The organism is Paraburkholderia sediminicola, from assembly GCF_046026675.1.
Classification (GTDB): domain Bacteria; phylum Pseudomonadota; class Gammaproteobacteria; order Burkholderiales; family Burkholderiaceae; genus Paraburkholderia; species Paraburkholderia sediminicola_F.
In genome coordinates this window covers 2,641,815-2,658,938 of record NZ_JAQQEY010000001.1, presented here as the reverse complement: position 1 = coordinate 2,658,938, position 17,124 = coordinate 2,641,815, and the positions used below count along the sequence as shown (strand labels likewise).

15 protein-coding genes are annotated in these 17,124 nt (G+C 63.7%); 8 read left to right on the top strand and 7 right to left on the bottom strand.

The annotated features are described in order from the left end of the window. Window positions 1-2: 2 nt before the first annotated feature. Window positions 3-437 carry a universal stress protein gene (locus PQQ86_RS11520; protein WP_175053195.1) on the top strand — a complete coding sequence of 145 codons (435 nt, stop codon included), beginning with the start codon at window positions 3-5 and terminating at the stop codon, window positions 435-437. Window positions 438-699: 262 nt separating this feature from the next. On the opposite strand, the gene aceA is transcribed toward PQQ86_RS11520, so the two are convergent. From aceA to PQQ86_RS11505, 3 genes are all read right to left on the bottom strand, one after another. Next, window positions 700-2,004: an isocitrate lyase gene (gene aceA / locus PQQ86_RS11515; protein WP_408266689.1), complete on the bottom strand. Its 1,305-nt coding sequence runs from the start codon at window positions 2,002-2,004 to the stop codon at window positions 700-702. 451 nt (window positions 2,005-2,455) lie between these two features. Then, window positions 2,456-4,084, bottom strand: coding sequence for a DEAD/DEAH box helicase (locus PQQ86_RS11510; RefSeq protein WP_408266687.1), 1,629 nt, complete (start codon window positions 4,082-4,084; stop codon window positions 2,456-2,458). Window positions 4,085-4,512: 428 nt separating this feature from the next. Then, window positions 4,513-4,782, bottom strand: a complete 270-nt coding sequence (locus PQQ86_RS11505; RefSeq protein ID WP_408270233.1) for an acyl-CoA-binding protein — start codon at window positions 4,780-4,782, stop codon at window positions 4,513-4,515. Between the two features lie 162 nt (window positions 4,783-4,944). Between PQQ86_RS11505 and tsaB the strand changes: the two genes are divergently transcribed. From tsaB to PQQ86_RS11485, 4 genes are read left to right on the top strand one after another with little or no spacing between them, the layout of a single operon-like run. Continuing rightward, a complete protein-coding gene (gene tsaB, locus PQQ86_RS11500; protein WP_408266685.1) occupies window positions 4,945-5,757 on the top strand; it encodes a tRNA (adenosine(37)-N6)-threonylcarbamoyltransferase complex dimerization subunit type 1 TsaB in 813 nt (270 codons plus the stop codon). Further along, a complete protein-coding gene (gene rimI, locus PQQ86_RS11495) occupies window positions 5,754-6,248 on the top strand; it encodes a ribosomal protein S18-alanine N-acetyltransferase (protein WP_408266683.1) in 495 nt (164 codons plus the stop codon). Before tsaB ends, rimI begins: the two co-directional genes overlap by 4 nt. After that, window positions 6,235-7,131: a uracil-DNA glycosylase gene (locus PQQ86_RS11490; RefSeq protein ID WP_408266681.1), complete on the top strand. Its 897-nt coding sequence runs from the start codon at window positions 6,235-6,237 to the stop codon at window positions 7,129-7,131. The genes rimI and PQQ86_RS11490 overlap by 14 nt, the downstream gene beginning before the upstream one ends. Then, complete coding sequence (locus PQQ86_RS11485) at window positions 7,128-8,174, top strand: DUF1853 family protein (RefSeq protein WP_408266679.1); 1,047 nt, start codon at window positions 7,128-7,130, stop codon at window positions 8,172-8,174. The genes PQQ86_RS11490 and PQQ86_RS11485 overlap by 4 nt, the downstream gene beginning before the upstream one ends. Window positions 8,175-8,281: 107 nt before the next feature. Here PQQ86_RS11485 and thiD read toward each other — a convergent pair whose 3' ends face one another. Both thiD and lplT read right to left on the bottom strand, forming a co-directional pair. Further along, the gene (gene thiD / locus PQQ86_RS11480) at window positions 8,282-9,088 is read right to left on the bottom strand and encodes a bifunctional hydroxymethylpyrimidine kinase/phosphomethylpyrimidine kinase (protein WP_408266677.1); all 807 of its coding nucleotides are present in this window, start codon (window positions 9,086-9,088) and stop codon (window positions 8,282-8,284) included. A gap of 55 nt (window positions 9,089-9,143) precedes the next feature. Continuing rightward, window positions 9,144-10,451, bottom strand: a complete 1,308-nt coding sequence (gene lplT, locus PQQ86_RS11475; RefSeq protein WP_408266676.1) for a lysophospholipid transporter LplT — start codon at window positions 10,449-10,451, stop codon at window positions 9,144-9,146. Between the two features lie 218 nt (window positions 10,452-10,669). Between lplT and alr the strand changes: the two genes are divergently transcribed. The 3 genes from alr (at window position 10,670) to PQQ86_RS11460 (ending at window position 13,708) form a co-directional block, all read left to right on the top strand. After that, entirely contained in the window at window positions 10,670-11,740 is a 1,071-nt protein-coding gene (gene alr / locus PQQ86_RS11470) for an alanine racemase (protein ID WP_408266674.1), read from the top strand. 169 nt (window positions 11,741-11,909) lie between these two features. After that, window positions 11,910-13,286, top strand: a complete 1,377-nt coding sequence (gene radA / locus PQQ86_RS11465; RefSeq protein ID WP_408266672.1) for a DNA repair protein RadA — start codon at window positions 11,910-11,912, stop codon at window positions 13,284-13,286. Window positions 13,287-13,429: 143 nt separating this feature from the next. Then, window positions 13,430-13,708, top strand: a complete 279-nt coding sequence (locus tag PQQ86_RS11460) for a DUF2866 domain-containing protein (protein WP_097389622.1) — start codon at window positions 13,430-13,432, stop codon at window positions 13,706-13,708. A gap of 132 nt (window positions 13,709-13,840) precedes the next feature. Here PQQ86_RS11460 and PQQ86_RS11455 read toward each other — a convergent pair whose 3' ends face one another. Next, entirely contained in the window at window positions 13,841-14,911 is a 1,071-nt protein-coding gene (locus tag PQQ86_RS11455) for a CaiB/BaiF CoA transferase family protein (protein WP_408270231.1), read from the bottom strand. Between the two features lie 157 nt (window positions 14,912-15,068). Next, window positions 15,069-17,012: an ATP-binding cassette domain-containing protein gene (locus PQQ86_RS11450; protein ID WP_408266669.1), complete on the bottom strand. Its 1,944-nt coding sequence runs from the start codon at window positions 17,010-17,012 to the stop codon at window positions 15,069-15,071. Window positions 17,013-17,124 lie beyond the last annotated feature (112 nt).

Sequence of the window (17,124 nt, the reverse complement as noted above, 5' to 3'; positions counted from 1 at the left end):
TCATGTTCAGGCACATCCTGGTTCCGACCGATGGTTCAGACCTGTCACGCAAAGCGATAGACGGCGCCATCGATCTCGCGCAGGCCGTCGGCGCTCGCGTTACCGCCTACGCGTGTCTGCCGCAATATCCGTACTCGCCGTTCTCCGACGTGGTGATCGAGCCGCCGGTCGAGTTTCTGCAGCGCAGCGAGCGTGAAGCGCACGTGCACCTGAGAGAAGTGGAACTGGCCGCGCGCCGCGTCGGCGTCGCGTTCGACAGTCGCACCAGCGTGCATCCCGCGCCGTATCTCGGCATCATCGAGGCCGCGGAGCAGGGCGCCTGCGACGTGATTTTCATGGCGTCGCATGGGCGGCGCGGTCTGGGCAGCCTGCTGATCGGCAGCGAGACTCAGCGGGTCCTGACGCATACGAAGATTCCGGTCATCGTGTACCGCTAAGGCGCTCGCTCGCGATTCCCGTCACGGGCAAAAACGGCATAGCAAAAAAAACGCGTCGGCGATGAGGCCGGCGCGTCCTATGTTCGCCGCACAATGCGTTGTGCTGGCTTTGTCTGCACTGCTGCCATCTCTCCCAGATCCCAGCCATCAGGGCAGACCGGCGTACTTCGGCCCTGACGGCTGCTCCTCCCTGACAGCGGCCCTCTAACGGAGCCGCTTTTTCGTCTGCCTTGCCGTTCCCGCGATCGGACCGCGAAGTACCTTAAGCGACCTTCTTGTCGAAGAACTGTTCGTCTTCCGTCGAACCGTGCAGCGCGGTCGTCGATGCATCGCGCTCGACCGTTTGCGTCACGGCGTCGAAGTAGCCGGTGCCGACTTCGCGCTGGTGCTTGACCGCGGTGAAGCCCTTTTCGGCCGCAGCGAATTCAGCCTGCTGCATTTCGACGAAGGCGGTCATCTGGTTGCGGGCATAGCCATGCGCCAGGTTGAACATCGAGTAGTTCAGCGCGTGGAAGCCGGCCAGCGTGATGAACTGGAACTTGTAGCCCATTGCGCCGAGTTCGCGCTGGAACTTGGCAATGGTTGCGTCGTCCAGGTTCTTCTTCCAGTTGAACGACGGCGAGCAGTTGTACGACAGCAGCTGCTCCGGGAATTCCTTGTGGATCGCGTCGGCGAATTTCTTCGCGAACTCGAGGTCCGGCTTGCCGGTTTCGCACCAGATCATGTCGGCGTACGGCGCGTAGGCGAGGCCACGCGAGATCGCCTGGTCCAGACCCGGCTTCGTGCGATAGAAACCTTCCACCGTGCGTTCGCCCGTCAGGAACGGCTTGTCGTTGTCATCCACGTCCGACGTGATCAGGTCGGCGGCTTCAGCGTCGGTGCGAGCCAGCAGCACGGTCGACGTGCCGGAGACGTCGGCGGCCAGACGAGCGGCGGTCAGCTTGGCGATGTTTTCGCGGGTCGGCACGAGCACCTTGCCGCCCATGTGGCCGCACTTCTTCACCGACGCGAGCTGGTCTTCGAAGTGCACGCCTGCGGCGCCGGCTTCGATCATGGCCTTCATCAGTTCGAACGCGTTCAGCACGCCGCCGAAACCGGCTTCCGCGTCGGCCACGATCGGTGCGAAGTAGTCGATATAGCCTTCGTCGCCCGGGTTCTTGCCTTCCGACCACTGGATCTGGTCAGCGCGCGTCAGCGTATTGTTGATGCGCTTCACGACGAGCGGCACCGAGTTCGCCGGATACAGCGACTGGTCCGGGTACATTTCACCGGCCACGTTCGCATCGCCCGCCACTTGCCAGCCCGACAGGTAGATCGCCTTCAGGCCGGCCTTCACCTGTTGCATTGCCTGGTTGCCGGTCAGCGCGCCGAGCGAGTTCACGAACGGCTCGTTGTTAACGCTTTCCCACAGCTTTTCTGCGCCGCGCTTGGCAAGCGTGTGCTCCACTTGCAGCGAGCCGCGCAGACGGATCACGTCTTCGGCGGTGTACGTACGCTTCACGCCTTTCCAGCGCGGATCGGTTTCCCATTGCTGTTGGAGTTGCTTGGCTTGTTGTTCGCGCGACATGGTGTGCTCCTTGGTTGCCTGTAATGGATAGGTGACTCTTGTCTTCGTCGAAGCGGCCGCCCGTTTGAGGCGTTTCGTTTCGTGAAGTCTTATATAAGAGTCTAGGCAAATCGACCGTCGCGCCATAGCCGCCGAGGAGCGTTTTTCGAATATTTATTGTTCTTAAAAATCAAATGCTTGTATCACGCATTTCGCATTAAGAAACGTCTTTTTCCATCTTGCAATAGGCCCTGTTGTGCCTTGCAGCACGATTTTTTACGACGCAAAAAAATTTTCCACATCGTGAAATTTCGAAGGCCGCCAAAGCGGGGACGAAAAAAAACCGGCGCCTGAGCACCGGTTTCTTTCGACTGACGGGCGGCACGGGGCCGTCCGGGTCTTTTTCAGGCCGCCTCACGCACTGAACGAGCCACGTAAATAGGCGCTTGCCTGATGACTGTTGAGTCGCTGCTTAGCTGCCGCGACGCGCCGTACGCGGACCGTCGCTGCGGCGTGCGCCGTAGCCACCGTCACGCGAACCGCCGCCAAAGCCGCCGCCGCCTTCACGCGAGCCGCCGCCAGCCGACTTTCCGGCCCAGCCGCCACCATTGCCGCTACCGCTGCGAGCGCCGCCGCCGTTACCGGCCGGCTTGCCAGCACCGCTGCCGCTACCGAAGCGACGGCCGGCACCGCTATTGCCACCGCCCGGACGGCCACGGCCGCCAAAGCCAGGACGGCCGCCGTTGCCCGACGGAGCCGACTTGCGCGGCTCGAAGCCTGCGACGACGTTGACCGGCAGCGGGGTGCGCACGAAACGCTCGATGCGCTTCAGCGCGCCTTGTTCCGCGTGGTGCACGAGGCTCACTGCGATACCCGAGCGGCCAGCACGGCCGGTACGGCCGATACGGTGCACGTAGTCTTCAGCGAACTTCGGCAGGTCGTAGTTGAACACGTGCGTGATGCCCGGGATGTCGATACCGCGGGCGGCGACGTCCGTTGCCACCAGCACGCGCACACGGCGCTCGCGCAGAGCCTTGATCGTGCGGTTACGTGCGCCTTGCGGCAGATCGCCGTGCAAAGCAGCCGATTCGAAACCGGCGTCGGCCAGACGGCCAGCCAGTTGGTCTGCATCCATCTTGGTTGCCGTGAAGACGATGGCCTGGTCGAGGCCCTCGTCACGCAGCAGATGGTCGAGCAGACGATCCTTGTGATCGCGGTCGTCAACATAGTGGACGGTTTGCGCGATGTTGGTGCGTTGTTCGAGGCGTTGAACGATCTCGATCCGTTCCGGATCCTTCAGCAGGCGGCCGGTCAGCGAGCCGATCTTGCCGTCGAGCGTAGCCGAGAACAGCATGGTTTGACGCGAAGCCGGCGTAGCGGCAACGATCGTTTCGATGTCTTCGATGAAGCCCATGTCCAGCATGCGGTCGGCTTCGTCGAGCACGAGGATCTGCAGTTGCGACAGATCAATACGGCCGCGTTCCAGGTGGTCGATCAAACGGCCCGGCGTAGCAACCAGGATTTCCGGGTTCTTTGCCAGCAGCATCAGTTGTTGACCGTAAGCCACGCCGCCCAGAATGCTGACGGTGCGCAGACGCTTGAGGTGCTTGCCATACGTGGCAGCGGCGGTGGTGACCTGCATCGCGAGTTCGCGGGTCGGCGTCAGAACCAGCATGGTCGGACGGGCCACCGGTTGCGGACGGCGCGTGCGGGCACCGTCAGCCGGACGCGCTTCACGCGGCTGGCCGGCTTGTGCTTTTTGCAGTTGCGAAAAACGTTCGATGGCGGGCAGCATGAACGCGGCGGTCTTGCCCGAACCGGTCGGGCTCGAGACCATCAGATCGCGGCCGGCGATGCCAGCGGGGATCGCGCGTTGCTGAACCGGAGTCGGGTTTTGATAGCCAGCGGCGGTCAGGGCGGAGACGACATCCGCGGAGAGACCGAGCGACGCGAACGACGGGCCGGTCGGCGCTGCGGCTTCTGCGGCGACAGCTTCCGGAGCGGCAGCAACAACTGCAGCTTGTGCGGGAGCGTCGGCGAAACCGAGGGCTTGATCGGCGATGGCGTTCAACGGGCTGCTGGGGGTATTGCTCGAAGTCATGAGAATCCTTGGTAAATCCTTGGTACACACGGAATTAAAACGTCGGCGCCAATCGGCATACCCAAGTCGTCGGATTCAGCGAGCAAAGAAGCAGCGAGCAAATCGAAAAACGGGGGCAGCTCGCGACAATAAAGGCGAGCTTTTCGTTAGAAGCTGTATCGGATGCGACATGCCAACACGGCGTGCCGCCAGCCTGGGACATGATCGCCCGTAGGGGGCTAGGCAGGAGGGGACAGGTTCTAAACTGGATTGGAGCTAAACGCTACGAGGCGCTGCGCCGCAAAGGCCGCTAGAGCAAAGCCGGGCAAAGCAGTGAAGCGCAGGCAGCATTGTATAGGGTTTTGTTGCACTGCGCCACTGTTAGGAAGTTTCCTGGCGGAAAACTTCCGTCTGGCTGTCCGACGACGGATGTCGCCGTGGGGTCAGATTCAGGCGGCGGTGCCGCTCTTGAGGGCTTCGATCAGCTCGACGTATTGCTGCTTTGCCGCGTCTGGCGCGGTGCCTTTGAGCGCGGCCCACGCATCGTACTTGTATTTGCCGACGATATCGGTGAAACCGGGTTTGTCGCCGTGGACGTCGCCATCGATGCCCTGCTTGTAGAGGGCATAAAGGCGCAGAAGGGTAAGGTTGCCCGGACGTTCGGGCAGTTGCTTGGCGTCTTCCTGGGCCTGGACGAATTGCGCGTTGATGTCTGTCATGATGGTTTTTTGCCCGCTGGCGGGGTTGGTTCTGGCTGGGCCGATGATCATAACAACTGCATGCGGCGGCGGGGCCGAGGGCTTATTCCAAACATTCATGGCCGTCCGGCGGGCACACCCAAAACCGCATCTGCACGCGCCGTGCCGATTACAATACGGTCCATGACTCAAACTGTGCTTCTTGCTCTCGATACCTCGACCGAATTCTGCTCGGTAGCGCTCCTGTCCGCCGTCGGCGGCGCGGCGAGCCAGACAGCGGACCAAGGCAACGCCGAACCCCGGATCTGGATGCGCCACGAGCAAACTGGCGCAGTTTCCAGCACGCGCCTCTTGCCCGCAATTCGCGAACTTTTCGATGAAGCCGGTCTGAAACTGGCGGACTGCCACGCCATTGCCTTCGGCTCCGGCCCCGGCTCATTCACGGGTCTTCGCACCGCGACGGGCGTTGCTCAAGGCCTCGCGTTCGGCCTGAACCTGCCGGTCGTGCCGGTCAGCACGCTGCTCGCCTGCGCTGAAAGCGCACGAATGCGCGATCCGTCGGCTACCCGCGTGCTTGCCGCGCTCGACGCCCGGATGGACGAAATCTATTGGGCCGATTACGCCTGGGATGCGGCTGTCGGCGAATGGCGCACGCTACAGGCGGCTTCGCTCGACGCGCCGGAGCGTCTCGTGTTGCCCGATGTCCCCTTCACTCTGGCAGGCAATGCTGCTGCGGCCTTCGGTGCGCGGCTGCCCGCTGTCGCGGCTGCGCGAACCGTCGACAGCGAAGCGCTGCCCCATGCTGTGCCGCTCGCGCACGCGGCGTTGCGCGCGTTTCGCGCCGGCCGCACCGTGCCCGCGGATCAGGCCGCGCCGGAATACATTCGCGACAAGGTCGCTCAGACCACGGCGGAGCGCGTCGCCGAAAAAGCCGCCAAGGCCGAGCAAGCTGCCAGGATGGCATATGAAGCGGATCAAGGTGAGGGCCGGCAATGAGCGGGGTGTTGCTGGCGGACCGTTATATGTCGCCGATGACCGAAGCCGATCTGGACGAGGTCGCGGCCATCGAAAAGATCGCCTACGAATTCCCCTGGAGCCGCGGCAATTTCGGCGACTCGCTGCGTAACGGCTATTTCGGCATCTGCATGCGTCACGTAACCGGCTCGCTGATCGGTTATTGCGTGCTGATGCCGGTCGTCGATGAAATGCATCTGCTCAATTTGTGCGTGACGCCCGCTGCGCAAGGTGTCGGCGCCGGGCTCGCGCTGCTGCGTGAAGCGGTGCGCATTACGCGCGCCGAAAAACTCGACGGCCTGCTGCTGGAAGTCCGGCCGTCGAATCACCGGGCTATCCGGCTTTACGAGCGTTTCGGCTTTGCGTCGATCGGCCGGCGCAAAAACTATTATCCGGCGCGGCATCGCAGCCGGGAGGACGCCATCGTGATGCGTTTCTCGTTTGCCACGGAGGGCGCAGATGGCGCTGCATGAATCGGTACTGGAAGAGTTCGGGCTCACGCCGCTGTGGGTGCGTCGCGGGATGTCGGCGGCGCAGGAAAGCGCAGTCGAAGCCGCTGCAGAGCAGGGCGAGCGCCTTGCTCCGCCGGCGCAGGAACAGCAGAGGCGCATGCAGGCGCCGGCCGAAGCGCGGCAGCCGTCGCAACAGGCTCGTACACCTGAGCCGCCGGCGTTCGACGCTCCACCCGACGACAATTTCGCATGGTTCGACAATCAGTCTGCTCCCGCTCCCGCTGAAGCGCGCCGCGAGGCGCCCGAGCCCTCATCGATCCAGACGCTCGACTGGGACGCGTTGAGCCAGCAGGTCGCCGCCTGCGAACGCTGCCGTCTCTGCGAGAAACGCACGAATACGGTATTCGGGGTCGGCGATCGCAATGGCGACTGGATGCTGATCGGCGAAGCGCCGGGTGAGAACGAAGATCGCCTGGGCGAGCCGTTCGTCGGCCAGGCCGGCAAGCTGCTCGACAATATGCTGCGTTCGCTGACGCTCGCGCGCGACAGCAACGTCTATATCGCCAACGTAATCAAGTGCCGCCCGCCGGGTAACCGCAATCCTGAGCCGGACGAAGTCGCGCGTTGCGAGCCTTATTTGCAACGACAGGTCGCGCTCGTCAAGCCGAAAGTGATCGTCGCGCTCGGCCGCTTCGCCGCGCAAAGTCTGCTCAGGACCGAAGCGAGTATTTCGTCGCTACGTGGCCGCGTGCACGAATACGAAGGCGTGCCGGTCATCGTCACCTATCATCCGGCGTACTTGCTACGCAGCCTGCCCGACAAGGCGAAGGCCTGGGCGGACCTGTGCCTCGCGCGCGACACATGGCTCGCGGCGGGCGGCCTGCCGTCCAACGCGGCAAAGTGACGGACGCGAGCGAGCCGGCGGCGCGCTTCGCCGCCGCGCCCGGCACATCTGCGGCGATCCTCGGGAAGCTGCTCGATACATTGCGAGAACCGGCCGTGCGCGATCTTGCATGGCTGCTGCTCGGCGCCGATTTGTTGCGCGCGCAACCACCGGTAGGCGCGCTTGCGAGTCCTTTCGACACGCAGCAGGAAGCTGACGCAACCGTCGACTGGTTACGCGCGCTGGATGCCGATCCGGCCGACCTGCACCGCGATCTCGCCGAGACGCGTATCACGCGTCTCGGTCGCTACGCCGAATGGCTGCTCGGATGGTTCCTGCAACACGGACCGGCGGCGCGGCTGGTCGCGGCCGGCGTGCCGTTGCGGCGCTCCGGTGTCACGCTCGGTGAATGCGATTTTCTCGTGCAGACGCGGCAGGGCGCGCGGCTGCATTGGGAGCTGGCGGTGAAGTGCTATCTGCATGCGGGCGAAAGCCGCGCGCAGTTAACCGGGCAGTCGGCGGCGCGCCTGGCCGATTACGTCGGCCCGAATCTGAAAGACCGTTTCGATCTGAAGCTCGCGCATGTACTGAATCATCAACTGCCGTTGAGCGCGCGGGAAGAGTTCGCCTCCGTTGGCCAGGCAGGGCCGTGGACGCCGCAGATGTTTATCAAAGGCTGGTTGTTCTATCGTGCTGGCGAGACGCCGGCTGATCCTGCCGAGCTCGATCCGTCGCATGGACGTGGCTGGTGGGTCACGCGCAGCGAATGGACGGACTTTGCCGCGGCGCACGCGCAAATGTGGCGCTTGCTGCCACGGTTGGAATGGCTTGCGCCGAGAAGGTACGAGCCGGGTGCTATGGGTACGCCGGGCGAGGCGGAAGGGGTGGAACTCGCTTTTGTCGATGCCCGAACGCTCGCTGCGCAAACTTCACATCTGCATGGACCGACCATGGTCGCGGCGTTCGTCGACGACAGCGCAGGCAACCGCATCGAACGCTCGCGCGGCTTCATCGTGCCCAACGAATGGCCTGAGCTTGCGCAGGCGTACGCGCGGCAGCCGTAGGAATCGCGGGAACTCGCGGGAACAATAGGGCACACGGAAGCAATAGCGGCGTAGCGCCGTGCAACGCAGCGGCTAGTCCCGCCGCAATGCCAAAGCTCTTTCGCCCCTCACCACCAGCGATAAAAATGATGCACTGGCCCGACGCCGCTACCGACGTCCAGCCGATCGCTCGCCTGCAACGCGCCGGTCAGATACAGCTTGGCGTCGGCGACCGCGCTCGCCAGATCGGCGCGCTGCGGAATCAGTGCCGCAATCGCCGACGACAGTGTGCAGCCCGTCCCGTGCGTATTCTTTACCGGCACACGCGGGCCGCCCAAACGCAGGGTGCCGCTTTCCTGTACGAGCCAGTCGGGACTGTCCGCCGCGCTCAAATGGCCGCCCTTCATCAGCACCGCGCGCGCGCCAAGCGCACGCAACGCTTCGCCTTGTTCGACCATGCCGGCTTCGTCAGTGGCAGCTTGCACGCCCAACAAGGCCGCGGCTTCCGGCAGATTCGGCGTCAGCAGATCGGCCAGCGGCAGCAACTCGTCGCGCACCGCTGCGACCGCATCCGGCAGCAACAGCGCGTGATTGCTCTTCGAAATCATCACCGTGTCGAGCACGACATGCTTCGGCTTGTGCCGCCGCAGCGCGTCGGCGACCGCACGCGCGATTCCCGCATTCGCCAGCATGCCGATTTTCACGGCATCGATACGGATGTCGTCGAACACCGCATCGAGTTGCGCGGTAATGAAGGCGGGCTCCGGCGCATGAATCGCCGTGACGCCGCGCGTGTTCTGCGCGGTGAGCGCGGTGATCACGCTCGCGCCGTAAGCGCCGAGCGCCGAGAAGGCCTTCAGATCGGCCTGAATGCCGGCGCCGCCGCCGGAATCGGAACCGGCGATCGTCAGCACATTGGGAATGGGTTGAGTCATGGCAAAGCGAGGAAGGGGGGAAGGCGCGGGCACTAAACGCGGTGCCCGCCGCGGGTCAGTGCTTGACTTCGCCGATCAGCGCGACCGAGTCGAACGCGCGCTGATTCGCCTGGTGGCGGCGCATCACGAACCACATCATCACGCAGACGAAGGTGCCGAATAGCACGATCACCGCCGTGACGGGCACGTCGAGCCACACCAGCACGGCGTACAGGCACAGCATCACGAGCACCGAGAGATTTTCGTTGAAGTTCTGCACGGCGATCGAGTGTCCCGCCGACAGCAGCACGTGGCCGCGATGCTGGAGCAGCGCATTCATCGGTACGACGAAAAAGCCCGACAGGCCGCCGACGATCATCAGGAAGATATACGCGACGATCAAATAGCCCGGCACATGCACACGGCCGAAATACAGACCCCAACGAGTGGGGAACAGATCGCGTGTGTAGAAGGCCATCAGCATGACGGCGATGCCCATCATGATGCCGACCGGAAGTACCGTCAGCGACTTCTTCAACGGCACGCGCGAGGCTGCGTAAATCGCGCCGACTGCCACGCCGACCGCAACCACGGCTTGCAGAATGGCGGCTTCCGAAAGCGACATATTCAGCGACACCTCGGCCCACTTCAGCACGATGAATTGCAGCGTCGCGCCGGCGCCCCAAAAAAGCGTGGTGACGGCGAGTGAGATCTGACCGAGCTTGTCGCGCCACAACACGAGAAAGCAGTCGGCGAAATCGGTGACCAGCTTGATCGGGCCGCGTTCCTGTTTCGGATAGCGCGCGCCGGTGTCAGGAATGCGCAGATTGAAGAGCGCCGCGATCACGTAGATGGCCATGATCACCAGCATCGCCGCTTCAGCGGGCGTGTTGACGGTGGGGATGTGGTGCCTGAGGATCGGCGCGGCAATGTGCGGGCTGATGAGCGCGCCGCCGAGCACGGTGCCGAGAATGATCGAGCCGACCGTGGTGCCTTCGATCCAGCCGTTCGCCGCGACCAGCCGGTCAGGCGGCAGCAGTTCGGTAAGAATGCCGTATTTGGCGGGCGAGTAGGCCGCCGCGCCGAAACCCACGATGCCATAGGCGATCAACGGGTGCGCGCCGACCAGCATCGTGATGCAGCCGACCACCTTGATGGTATTGGTGACGAACATCACGTGTCCCTTCGGCCGGGAGTCGGCGAAGGCACCCACGAAGGCGGCCAGAACGACGTACGACAGCACAAAGAACAACTTGAGCAGCGGCGTCATCCAGTTCGGGGCGTGAAGATCTTTCAGCAGTGCGATAGCAGCGATCAGAAGCGCATTGTCGGCCAGCGACGAAAAAAACTGCGCGGCCATGATGGTGTAAAAACCTTTTTTCATCTGATGCGATGCTGTCCTCGCTGCGGTCTGTCCGCCCCGGCCGTGTGCAAAGCGTCCAGGCTTATACCGTTCGAAATGGGTTGTGCGCACGGCTTTATATCATGAAAATAGCTGGATTCGGACTAGCAGAATCCTTGATCGCACCGCCCAGCGGGCTGCCGAGCACTGAAAACGCCCTGTAAGCTCCTGATTCGCAAGCGTCTTTACGAAAATTACCCATGCCGCGCCCCCTCTCAGCCACGATTCACACTGCCGCACTCGCCAATAATCTCGCCGTCGCCCGGCGCTACGCACCAAAATCCAAGATCTGGGCCGTCGTCAAGGCGAACGCCTATGGGCACGGCCTCGCGCGTGCGTTTCCCGGCTTGCGCGCAACCGACGGCTTTGGTCTTCTGGACCTCGAGGAGGCGGTGAAGTTGCGTGAATTGGGCTGGGCCGGCCCGATTCTGTTGCTCGAAGGCTTCTTTCGTCCGACCGATATCGACGTGATCGACCGCTACAGCCTGACCACGGCGCTGCACTCGGACGAGCAGCTGCGCATGCTCGAAATGGCGCGCCTGTCCAAGCCTGTCAATATCCAGCTGAAGATGAACACGGGCATGAACCGCCTCGGTTACACGGTGGAAAAATTCCGTTCCGCGTGGGAGCGCGCGCGGGCCTGCCAGGGCGTCGGCCAGATCACGTTGATGACCCATTTCTCGGATGCCGACGGCGAACGCGGCGTCGCCCATCAGATGGAAGCGTTTGAGCGCGGCGCGCAAGGTATTGCCGGCGCGCGCAGCCTCTCGAATTCGGCGGCGACGCTGTGGCATCCCGAAGCCCACTTCGATTGGGTCCGCCCCGGCATCATCCTGTACGGCGCGTCGCCCTCGGGCGTGACGGCCGCGATCCAAAGCACCGGCTTGCAACCGGCCATGACGCTTGCCTCCGAACTGATCGCCGTGCAGACGCTCACCGAAGGCCATACGGTCGGCTATGGTTCGGCGTTCAAGGCGCGCGGGGCGATGCGCATCGGTGTGGTGGCCTGCGGTTACGCGGACGGTTATCCGCGGGTCGCGCCGGAAGGCACGCCAGTGATCGTCGACGGCGTGCGTACACGGATCGTCGGACGGGTGTCGATGGACATGCTGACCGTCGACCTGACGCCAATCCCGACCGCCAACGTCGGCTCGCGTGTCGAGTTGTGGGGCGCGTCGCTGCCGATCGACGACGTCGCGCAGGCGTGCGGCACGATTGGCTACGAGCTGATGTGCGCGGTGGCGCCGCGCGTGCCGGTGCGCGCGGAGTAAGGCGCGGCACTGACGTGCGGGCTCGTGGGCCGCGGTGCTGGCGGTCTCAATGACGGTGCAAAGACAATCCTAAAGACGGTCGCAGTGAGGTCCCCGGTGAGCTGGAGCTGCTCAGCGAGGACCGCAGCGAGCGCATCAATCCAAAGAACAGCAACACAGGCAAGGGCGCGTGGCTAAACAGAAGACGTTGTACATCTGCAGTGAATGTGGCGGCCAATCGCCGAAGTGGGCCGGGCAGTGCCCGTCATGCAATGCGTGGAACACGCTGGTGGAATCAATCGCGGAGGCGCCGTCCGCGCATCGCTTCCAGTCGCTCGCCAAGAGTGCACCAGTGCGGCGTCTCGCCGATATCGACGCGTCCGACGTGCCGCGGTTTTCGACCGGCGTCAGCGAGTTCGACCGTGTACTGGGCGGCGGTCTGGTGCCGGGCGGCGTGGTGCTGATCGGCGGCGATCCGGGCATCGGCAAATCGACGCTGCTGCTGCAGTCGCTCGCGGAAATCGCCGCGGACAAGCGCGCGCTCTATATCAGCGGCGAAGAATCGGCCGCGCAGATTGCGTTGCGTGCGCAACGACTTTCGTTGCTGGAGCCTGGCTCGAAGGCGAGCGAATTGCAACTGCTCGCGGAAATCCAGCTCGAGAAAATTCAGGCGACTATCGCCGAACAGCGGCCGGACGTTGCGGTGATCGACTCGATTCAAACCGTTTATTCCGACGCGCTGACCTCAGCGCCTGGTTCGGTCGCGCAGGTGCGCGAGTGCGCGGCGCAATTGACGCGCATCGCCAAACAGTCGGGCACCACGATCATCATGGTCGGTCACGTGACCAAGGAAGGCGCGCTCGCCGGGCCGCGGGTGCTCGAGCACATCGTCGATACGGTGCTTTACTTCGAGGGCGACACACATTCGTCGTACCGGTTGGTGCGCGCGATCAAGAATCGCTTCGGCGCGGTCAACGAACTCGGCGTGTTCGCGATGACCGAGCGCGGTTTGCGCGGTGTTGCCAATCCGTCGGCGTTGTTTTTGTCGCAGCACGAGCAATCGGTTCCGGGGTCGTGCGTGCTGGTGACGCAGGAAGGCACGCGGCCGCTGCTGGTCGAAGTGCAGGCGCTGGTGGACTCCGCCAACGCCCCGAATCCACGGCGCCTTGCAGTAGGGCTGGAGCAGAACCGCCTCGCGATGCTGCTGGCGGTGCTGCACCGGCACGCCGGCATCGCCTGTTTCGACCAGGACGTGTTCCTGAACGCGGTGGGCGGCGTGAAGATCACCGAGCCCGCGGCCGACCTGGCCGTGCTGCTCGCGATCCATTCTTCGATGCGCAACAAGCCGCTGCCCAAGGGGCTGGTCGTATTCGGGGAAGTGGGCCTCGCCGGCGAAATCCGGCCGTCGCCGCGCGGTCAGGATCGTCTTAAGGAAGCAGCCAAACTGGGCTTTTCGGTCGCGGTCATTCCGAAGGCCAATGCACCGAAACAGCCGATTGAAGGCTTACAAGTTGTTGCGGTGGAACGGATCGAGCAGGCCATCGATCGGGTCCGCACGCTTGAATAGACGGGGTTCCGGCGCCTGCGGGCGCCCGTCAGTCCGTAATGGCCAGTAAATATCTCCATATTGGCTGTAACCTACCCGACATTCCTTTTTCCTAAGCTGGCAGGGTATTGCATCCCTTCTGATGCCCGAAAAAGGATCGCGCCTTGAAACAGTCATATGAAACCGCGGCCGAGCGGCCCATGCAGGTGCGCGGCTGCCGCGTCTCCGAGCCGATTCGCCAGCCTTGGGGCGGGGCTTGCCGGATTGTCGAGTGGATCGACACGACGGGGCAGATTTCGCGCCGGGTAGTGGCCGAAGATGTTACCGCCGCCGAAGTGCGCGCGACGATCAACCGTCACGTGGAAGGCCGCAAGCATTTCCTCTATGACGACGAAAAAACGCCGCGCCAGGTTTTGCCACGGCAGACGGCGGTGCGGCGCTGAGATTTTGCACGGCTGGAGTGTGGCGTGTGGCCCGGCTGCCTGGATGGAAAGTTAATCGCTGCTGGCCGCAGATCCCACACCCGGACTGTCTGGGGAAGTCTTAGCTTGGTCGTCGTTTAACCTTAGTAGCGCTTAACCGTTCTGGCGACCATCGTCGCATGCATCGTTTTCGGTCTGGCCTTCGGTCATCGCCGCGTACGCCGCGCGGTTGAACAGCGGGTGCTGAGCGGCTTCCGCCGGCGTCAGTACCGGCGAGACGCAGCAGTCCAGCGATTCCAGCAGCAACACCCATTCTTCCAGCGGCCGCTTGACGATCAGGTCGGCCAGTTCCTGCGTCAGCGCAGCGGCGTCCGGGCCGCCGATCGCCTGGCCGAGGCTCCAGTGCCGCGTCGCCCATTCGGGCCGATCCAGCGCCATGCACAGCGTTTCCCAGAACTTCAGTTCGAGCGCGCCGACCGCGAGCCAGCGATTGTCGAGCGTCCGATACAGGTTGTAGCAGGGCACGCCGCCGTTCAGCAGACTGGCGCCAGCCGCGGGCGCGGCGCCCTCATTGGCGAGCGCCACTTGCGCGACGACGTTGTGCGCATAGGTAGCGTGCGTCATCGATACGTCGACGAAGCGGCCTTCACCGCCACGCGACACATGCCACAGCGCTGCGAGAATCTGCGTCACCGCGCTTAACGCGCCACCGAGCAGGTCGGCAATCTGGAAATTCGGCAGGATCGGCGCGCCGTCGCGGCCCGCCAACTGATCGAGGACGCCCGCGTAGCCGATGTAGTTCAGATCGTGACCGGCATGGTCGACAAACGGACCGCTGGCGCCGTAACCGCTGATCGCGCAGTACACCAGCCTCGGATTGAGCGCGTGCAGGGTTTCGTAGCCGACGCCAAGGCGCTCCATCACGCCGGGACGGAAACTTTCGATCAGCACATCCGCTTCGGCCGCCAGCGCGCGCAATACATTGCGTCCCGCATCCGATTTGAGGTCGAGGCGCGTCTCGCGCTTGCCGCGATTTACCAGCCGGTAGAACGCGCCAGGGCGGCCCGCCACGCGGTCGCCGGACGACTGCATCATCGTGCGGGTGGGGTCGCCCGCGCCTGGCGCTTCGATCTTCAGCACGTCGGCGCCGAGTTCTGCAAGCCGCAAGGCGGCCACCGGACCCGGCAGCAGGCGCGTCAGGTCCAGCACGCGCAGCCCCTGCAGCGGAGCAGGTGCTGCCGCGGACGACGACGCAACCGCTGGCGCGGCTGAAGCAACCGATGACGACTCAGTTGAAGAATCAGATGAGGGCGCAGATGAGCTCACGGGTGACAAGGGCTACCTCCGATCGATGCCGGCGCGGACCGCGAACAGCCTGCCGCTAGCCGATTTGTTCGAGTTCCTCGTGAGTCTCGAGCCATTCGGCTTCGAGCGTTTCGAGGCGCGCGTTCACATCTGCCTGACGGCGGATCGCCTCCGTCAGTTTGCTCTTCTGCTCGGGCTCGTAACTGGCCGGATCGACGACGAACGCATCGAGCTTCGCCTTCTCCGCGTTGAGCACGTCCATTTCCTTTTCGATCTTGGTGATACGGCTTTGCAGCGGCTTTTTCAGGTGCGCGAGTTTCTGGCGCGTTTCCGCTTCGAGACGCCGTTGTTCCTTGCGATTGACGCCGCTGTCCGTGCCATTCGCGCTATCCGCGCCGTTCGATGCCGTGCCCGCCTTGAGCGCCGCCCGTTGTTCCGCGGCATGTTGGAGCAGCCAGTCACGGTAGTCGTCGAGATCGCCGTCGAACTCCTGCAGACGGTGTTTGGCCACCAGCATGAACACGTCGGTGGTGGCGCGCAGCAGATGCCGGTCGTGCGACACCAGAATCAGCGTGCCCTCGAATTGCGCGAGCGCCATGGTCAGCGCGTGACGCGTTTCGAGATCCAGGTGGTTGGTCGGCTCGTCGAGCAGCAGCAGATTTGGCTTTTGCCAGATGATCAGCGCGAGCGCCAAACGGGCTTTTTCGCCGCCCGAGAAGGGTGCGATCTTCGCGGTCGCCATCTCGCCGGAAAAGTTGAAACTGCCGAGGAAGTCGCGCAATTCCTGTTCGCGCGTATCCGGTGCGAGACGCGCCAGATGCTGCAGCGGCGTGTCGTCCGGACGCAGCGTTTCAAGCTGGTGCTGCGCGAAGTAGCCGATGCGCAGGCCCCGGCCTTCGCGCACATGGCCGCCGAGTGCCTCGAGCGTGCCGGCGAGCGTCTTGATCAGCGTCGATTTGCCCTGGCCGTTCGCGCCAAGCAGGCCGATGCGCTGACCGTTCTGGATCGACAGCATCACATGGTCGACGATTGGAATTTCGCCATCTTCACCGCGATAGCCGCAGCGCACGTCTTCCATCACCATCATCGGATTTGGTGCGGAATCGGGCGTGCGGAATTCGAACGTGAACGGCGAGGACGCATGCGCCGGCGCGATCATCTCCATCTTTTCGAGCGCCTTCACGCGGCTTTGCGCCTGGCGTGCCTTGGTGGCCTGCGCTTTGAAACGGTTGATGTAGCTCTGCAGATGTTCGACCGTGCGCTGTTGCTTTTCATACGCGCTTTGCTGCAAGGCGATCTGTTGCGCGCGCAGGATTTCGAACTGCGAGTAGTTGCCGCCATAACGCCTGATCTGCTGATGCTCCAGATGCAGCGTGACGTTGCAGACCGAATCGAGAAATTCGCGGTCGTGCGAGATCACGATCAGGGTGCCCGGATAACGGTGTAGCCAGTCTTCGAGCCAGACGATCGCGTCGAGATCCAGGTGATTGGTCGGTTCGTCGAGCAGCAGCAGGTCGGAGCGGCACATCAGCGCCTGCGCCAGATTCAGCCGCATGCGCCAGCCGCCCGAAAAGCTGCTGACCGGCTCGCGCGTTTGTTCGAGCGTGAAGCCGAGGCCGAGTAACAACGCCTCGGCGCGGGCCGGCGCGGTGTAGCCGTCGGCGTCTGCAAACGCGGCGTGCGCTTCGCCTTCCGCGGCGCCGTCATGTGCGGCCGAGGCTTCGGCGATGCACCTTTCGATCGCGCGCAAGGCAGCGTCGCCGTCGAGCGTATAAGCGAGGGCGGTTTGATCGGCGGCGGGCGTTTCCTGCGCGACGTGGGCGATCTGCCAGTTCGGCGGAATGGAGAAATCGCCGCCGTCGGCGTGCAGTTCGCCGAGCAGAACGGCAAACAACGTCGACTTGCCCGCGCCGTTCGCCCCCACCAGGCCGGCCTTCTCGCCGGGATTGAGGGTGAACGTGGTGTTTTCAAAGAGCGGCTTGGTGCCGCGCGCGAGGCTGAACTGGTTAAAGCGGATCACGAAGAGGCCGACTGAAGAAAAACGCTATTTTAGACTGCCGGGGCTGACACCGGGCGGAGAGCCAGGATCGGCCATTCGGCCGACTGTACCCGCGCGGCTTTTGGCATAGACT

Coding starts and splice junctions, on each gene's coding strand:
- PQQ86_RS11520 (WP_175053195.1), top strand. CDS start 3: ATGTTCAGGCACATCCTGGTTCCGACCGATGGTTCAGACCTGTCACGC.
- aceA (WP_408266689.1), bottom strand. CDS start 2,004: ATGTCGCGCGAACAACAAGCCAAGCAACTCCAACAGCAATGGGAAACC.
- PQQ86_RS11510 (WP_408266687.1), bottom strand. CDS start 4,084: ATGACTTCGAGCAATACCCCCAGCAGCCCGTTGAACGCCATCGCCGAT.
- PQQ86_RS11505 (WP_408270233.1), bottom strand. CDS start 4,782: ATGACAGACATCAACGCGCAATTCGTCCAGGCCCAGGAAGACGCCAAG.
- tsaB (WP_408266685.1), top strand. CDS start 4,945: ATGACTCAAACTGTGCTTCTTGCTCTCGATACCTCGACCGAATTCTGC.
- rimI (WP_408266683.1), top strand. CDS start 5,754: ATGAGCGGGGTGTTGCTGGCGGACCGTTATATGTCGCCGATGACCGAA.
- PQQ86_RS11490 (WP_408266681.1), top strand. CDS start 6,235: ATGGCGCTGCATGAATCGGTACTGGAAGAGTTCGGGCTCACGCCGCTG.
- thiD (WP_408266677.1), bottom strand. CDS start 9,088: ATGACTCAACCCATTCCCAATGTGCTGACGATCGCCGGTTCCGATTCC.
- lplT (WP_408266676.1), bottom strand. CDS start 10,451: ATGAAAAAAGGTTTTTACACCATCATGGCCGCGCAGTTTTTTTCGTCG.
- alr (WP_408266674.1), top strand. CDS start 10,670: ATGCCGCGCCCCCTCTCAGCCACGATTCACACTGCCGCACTCGCCAAT.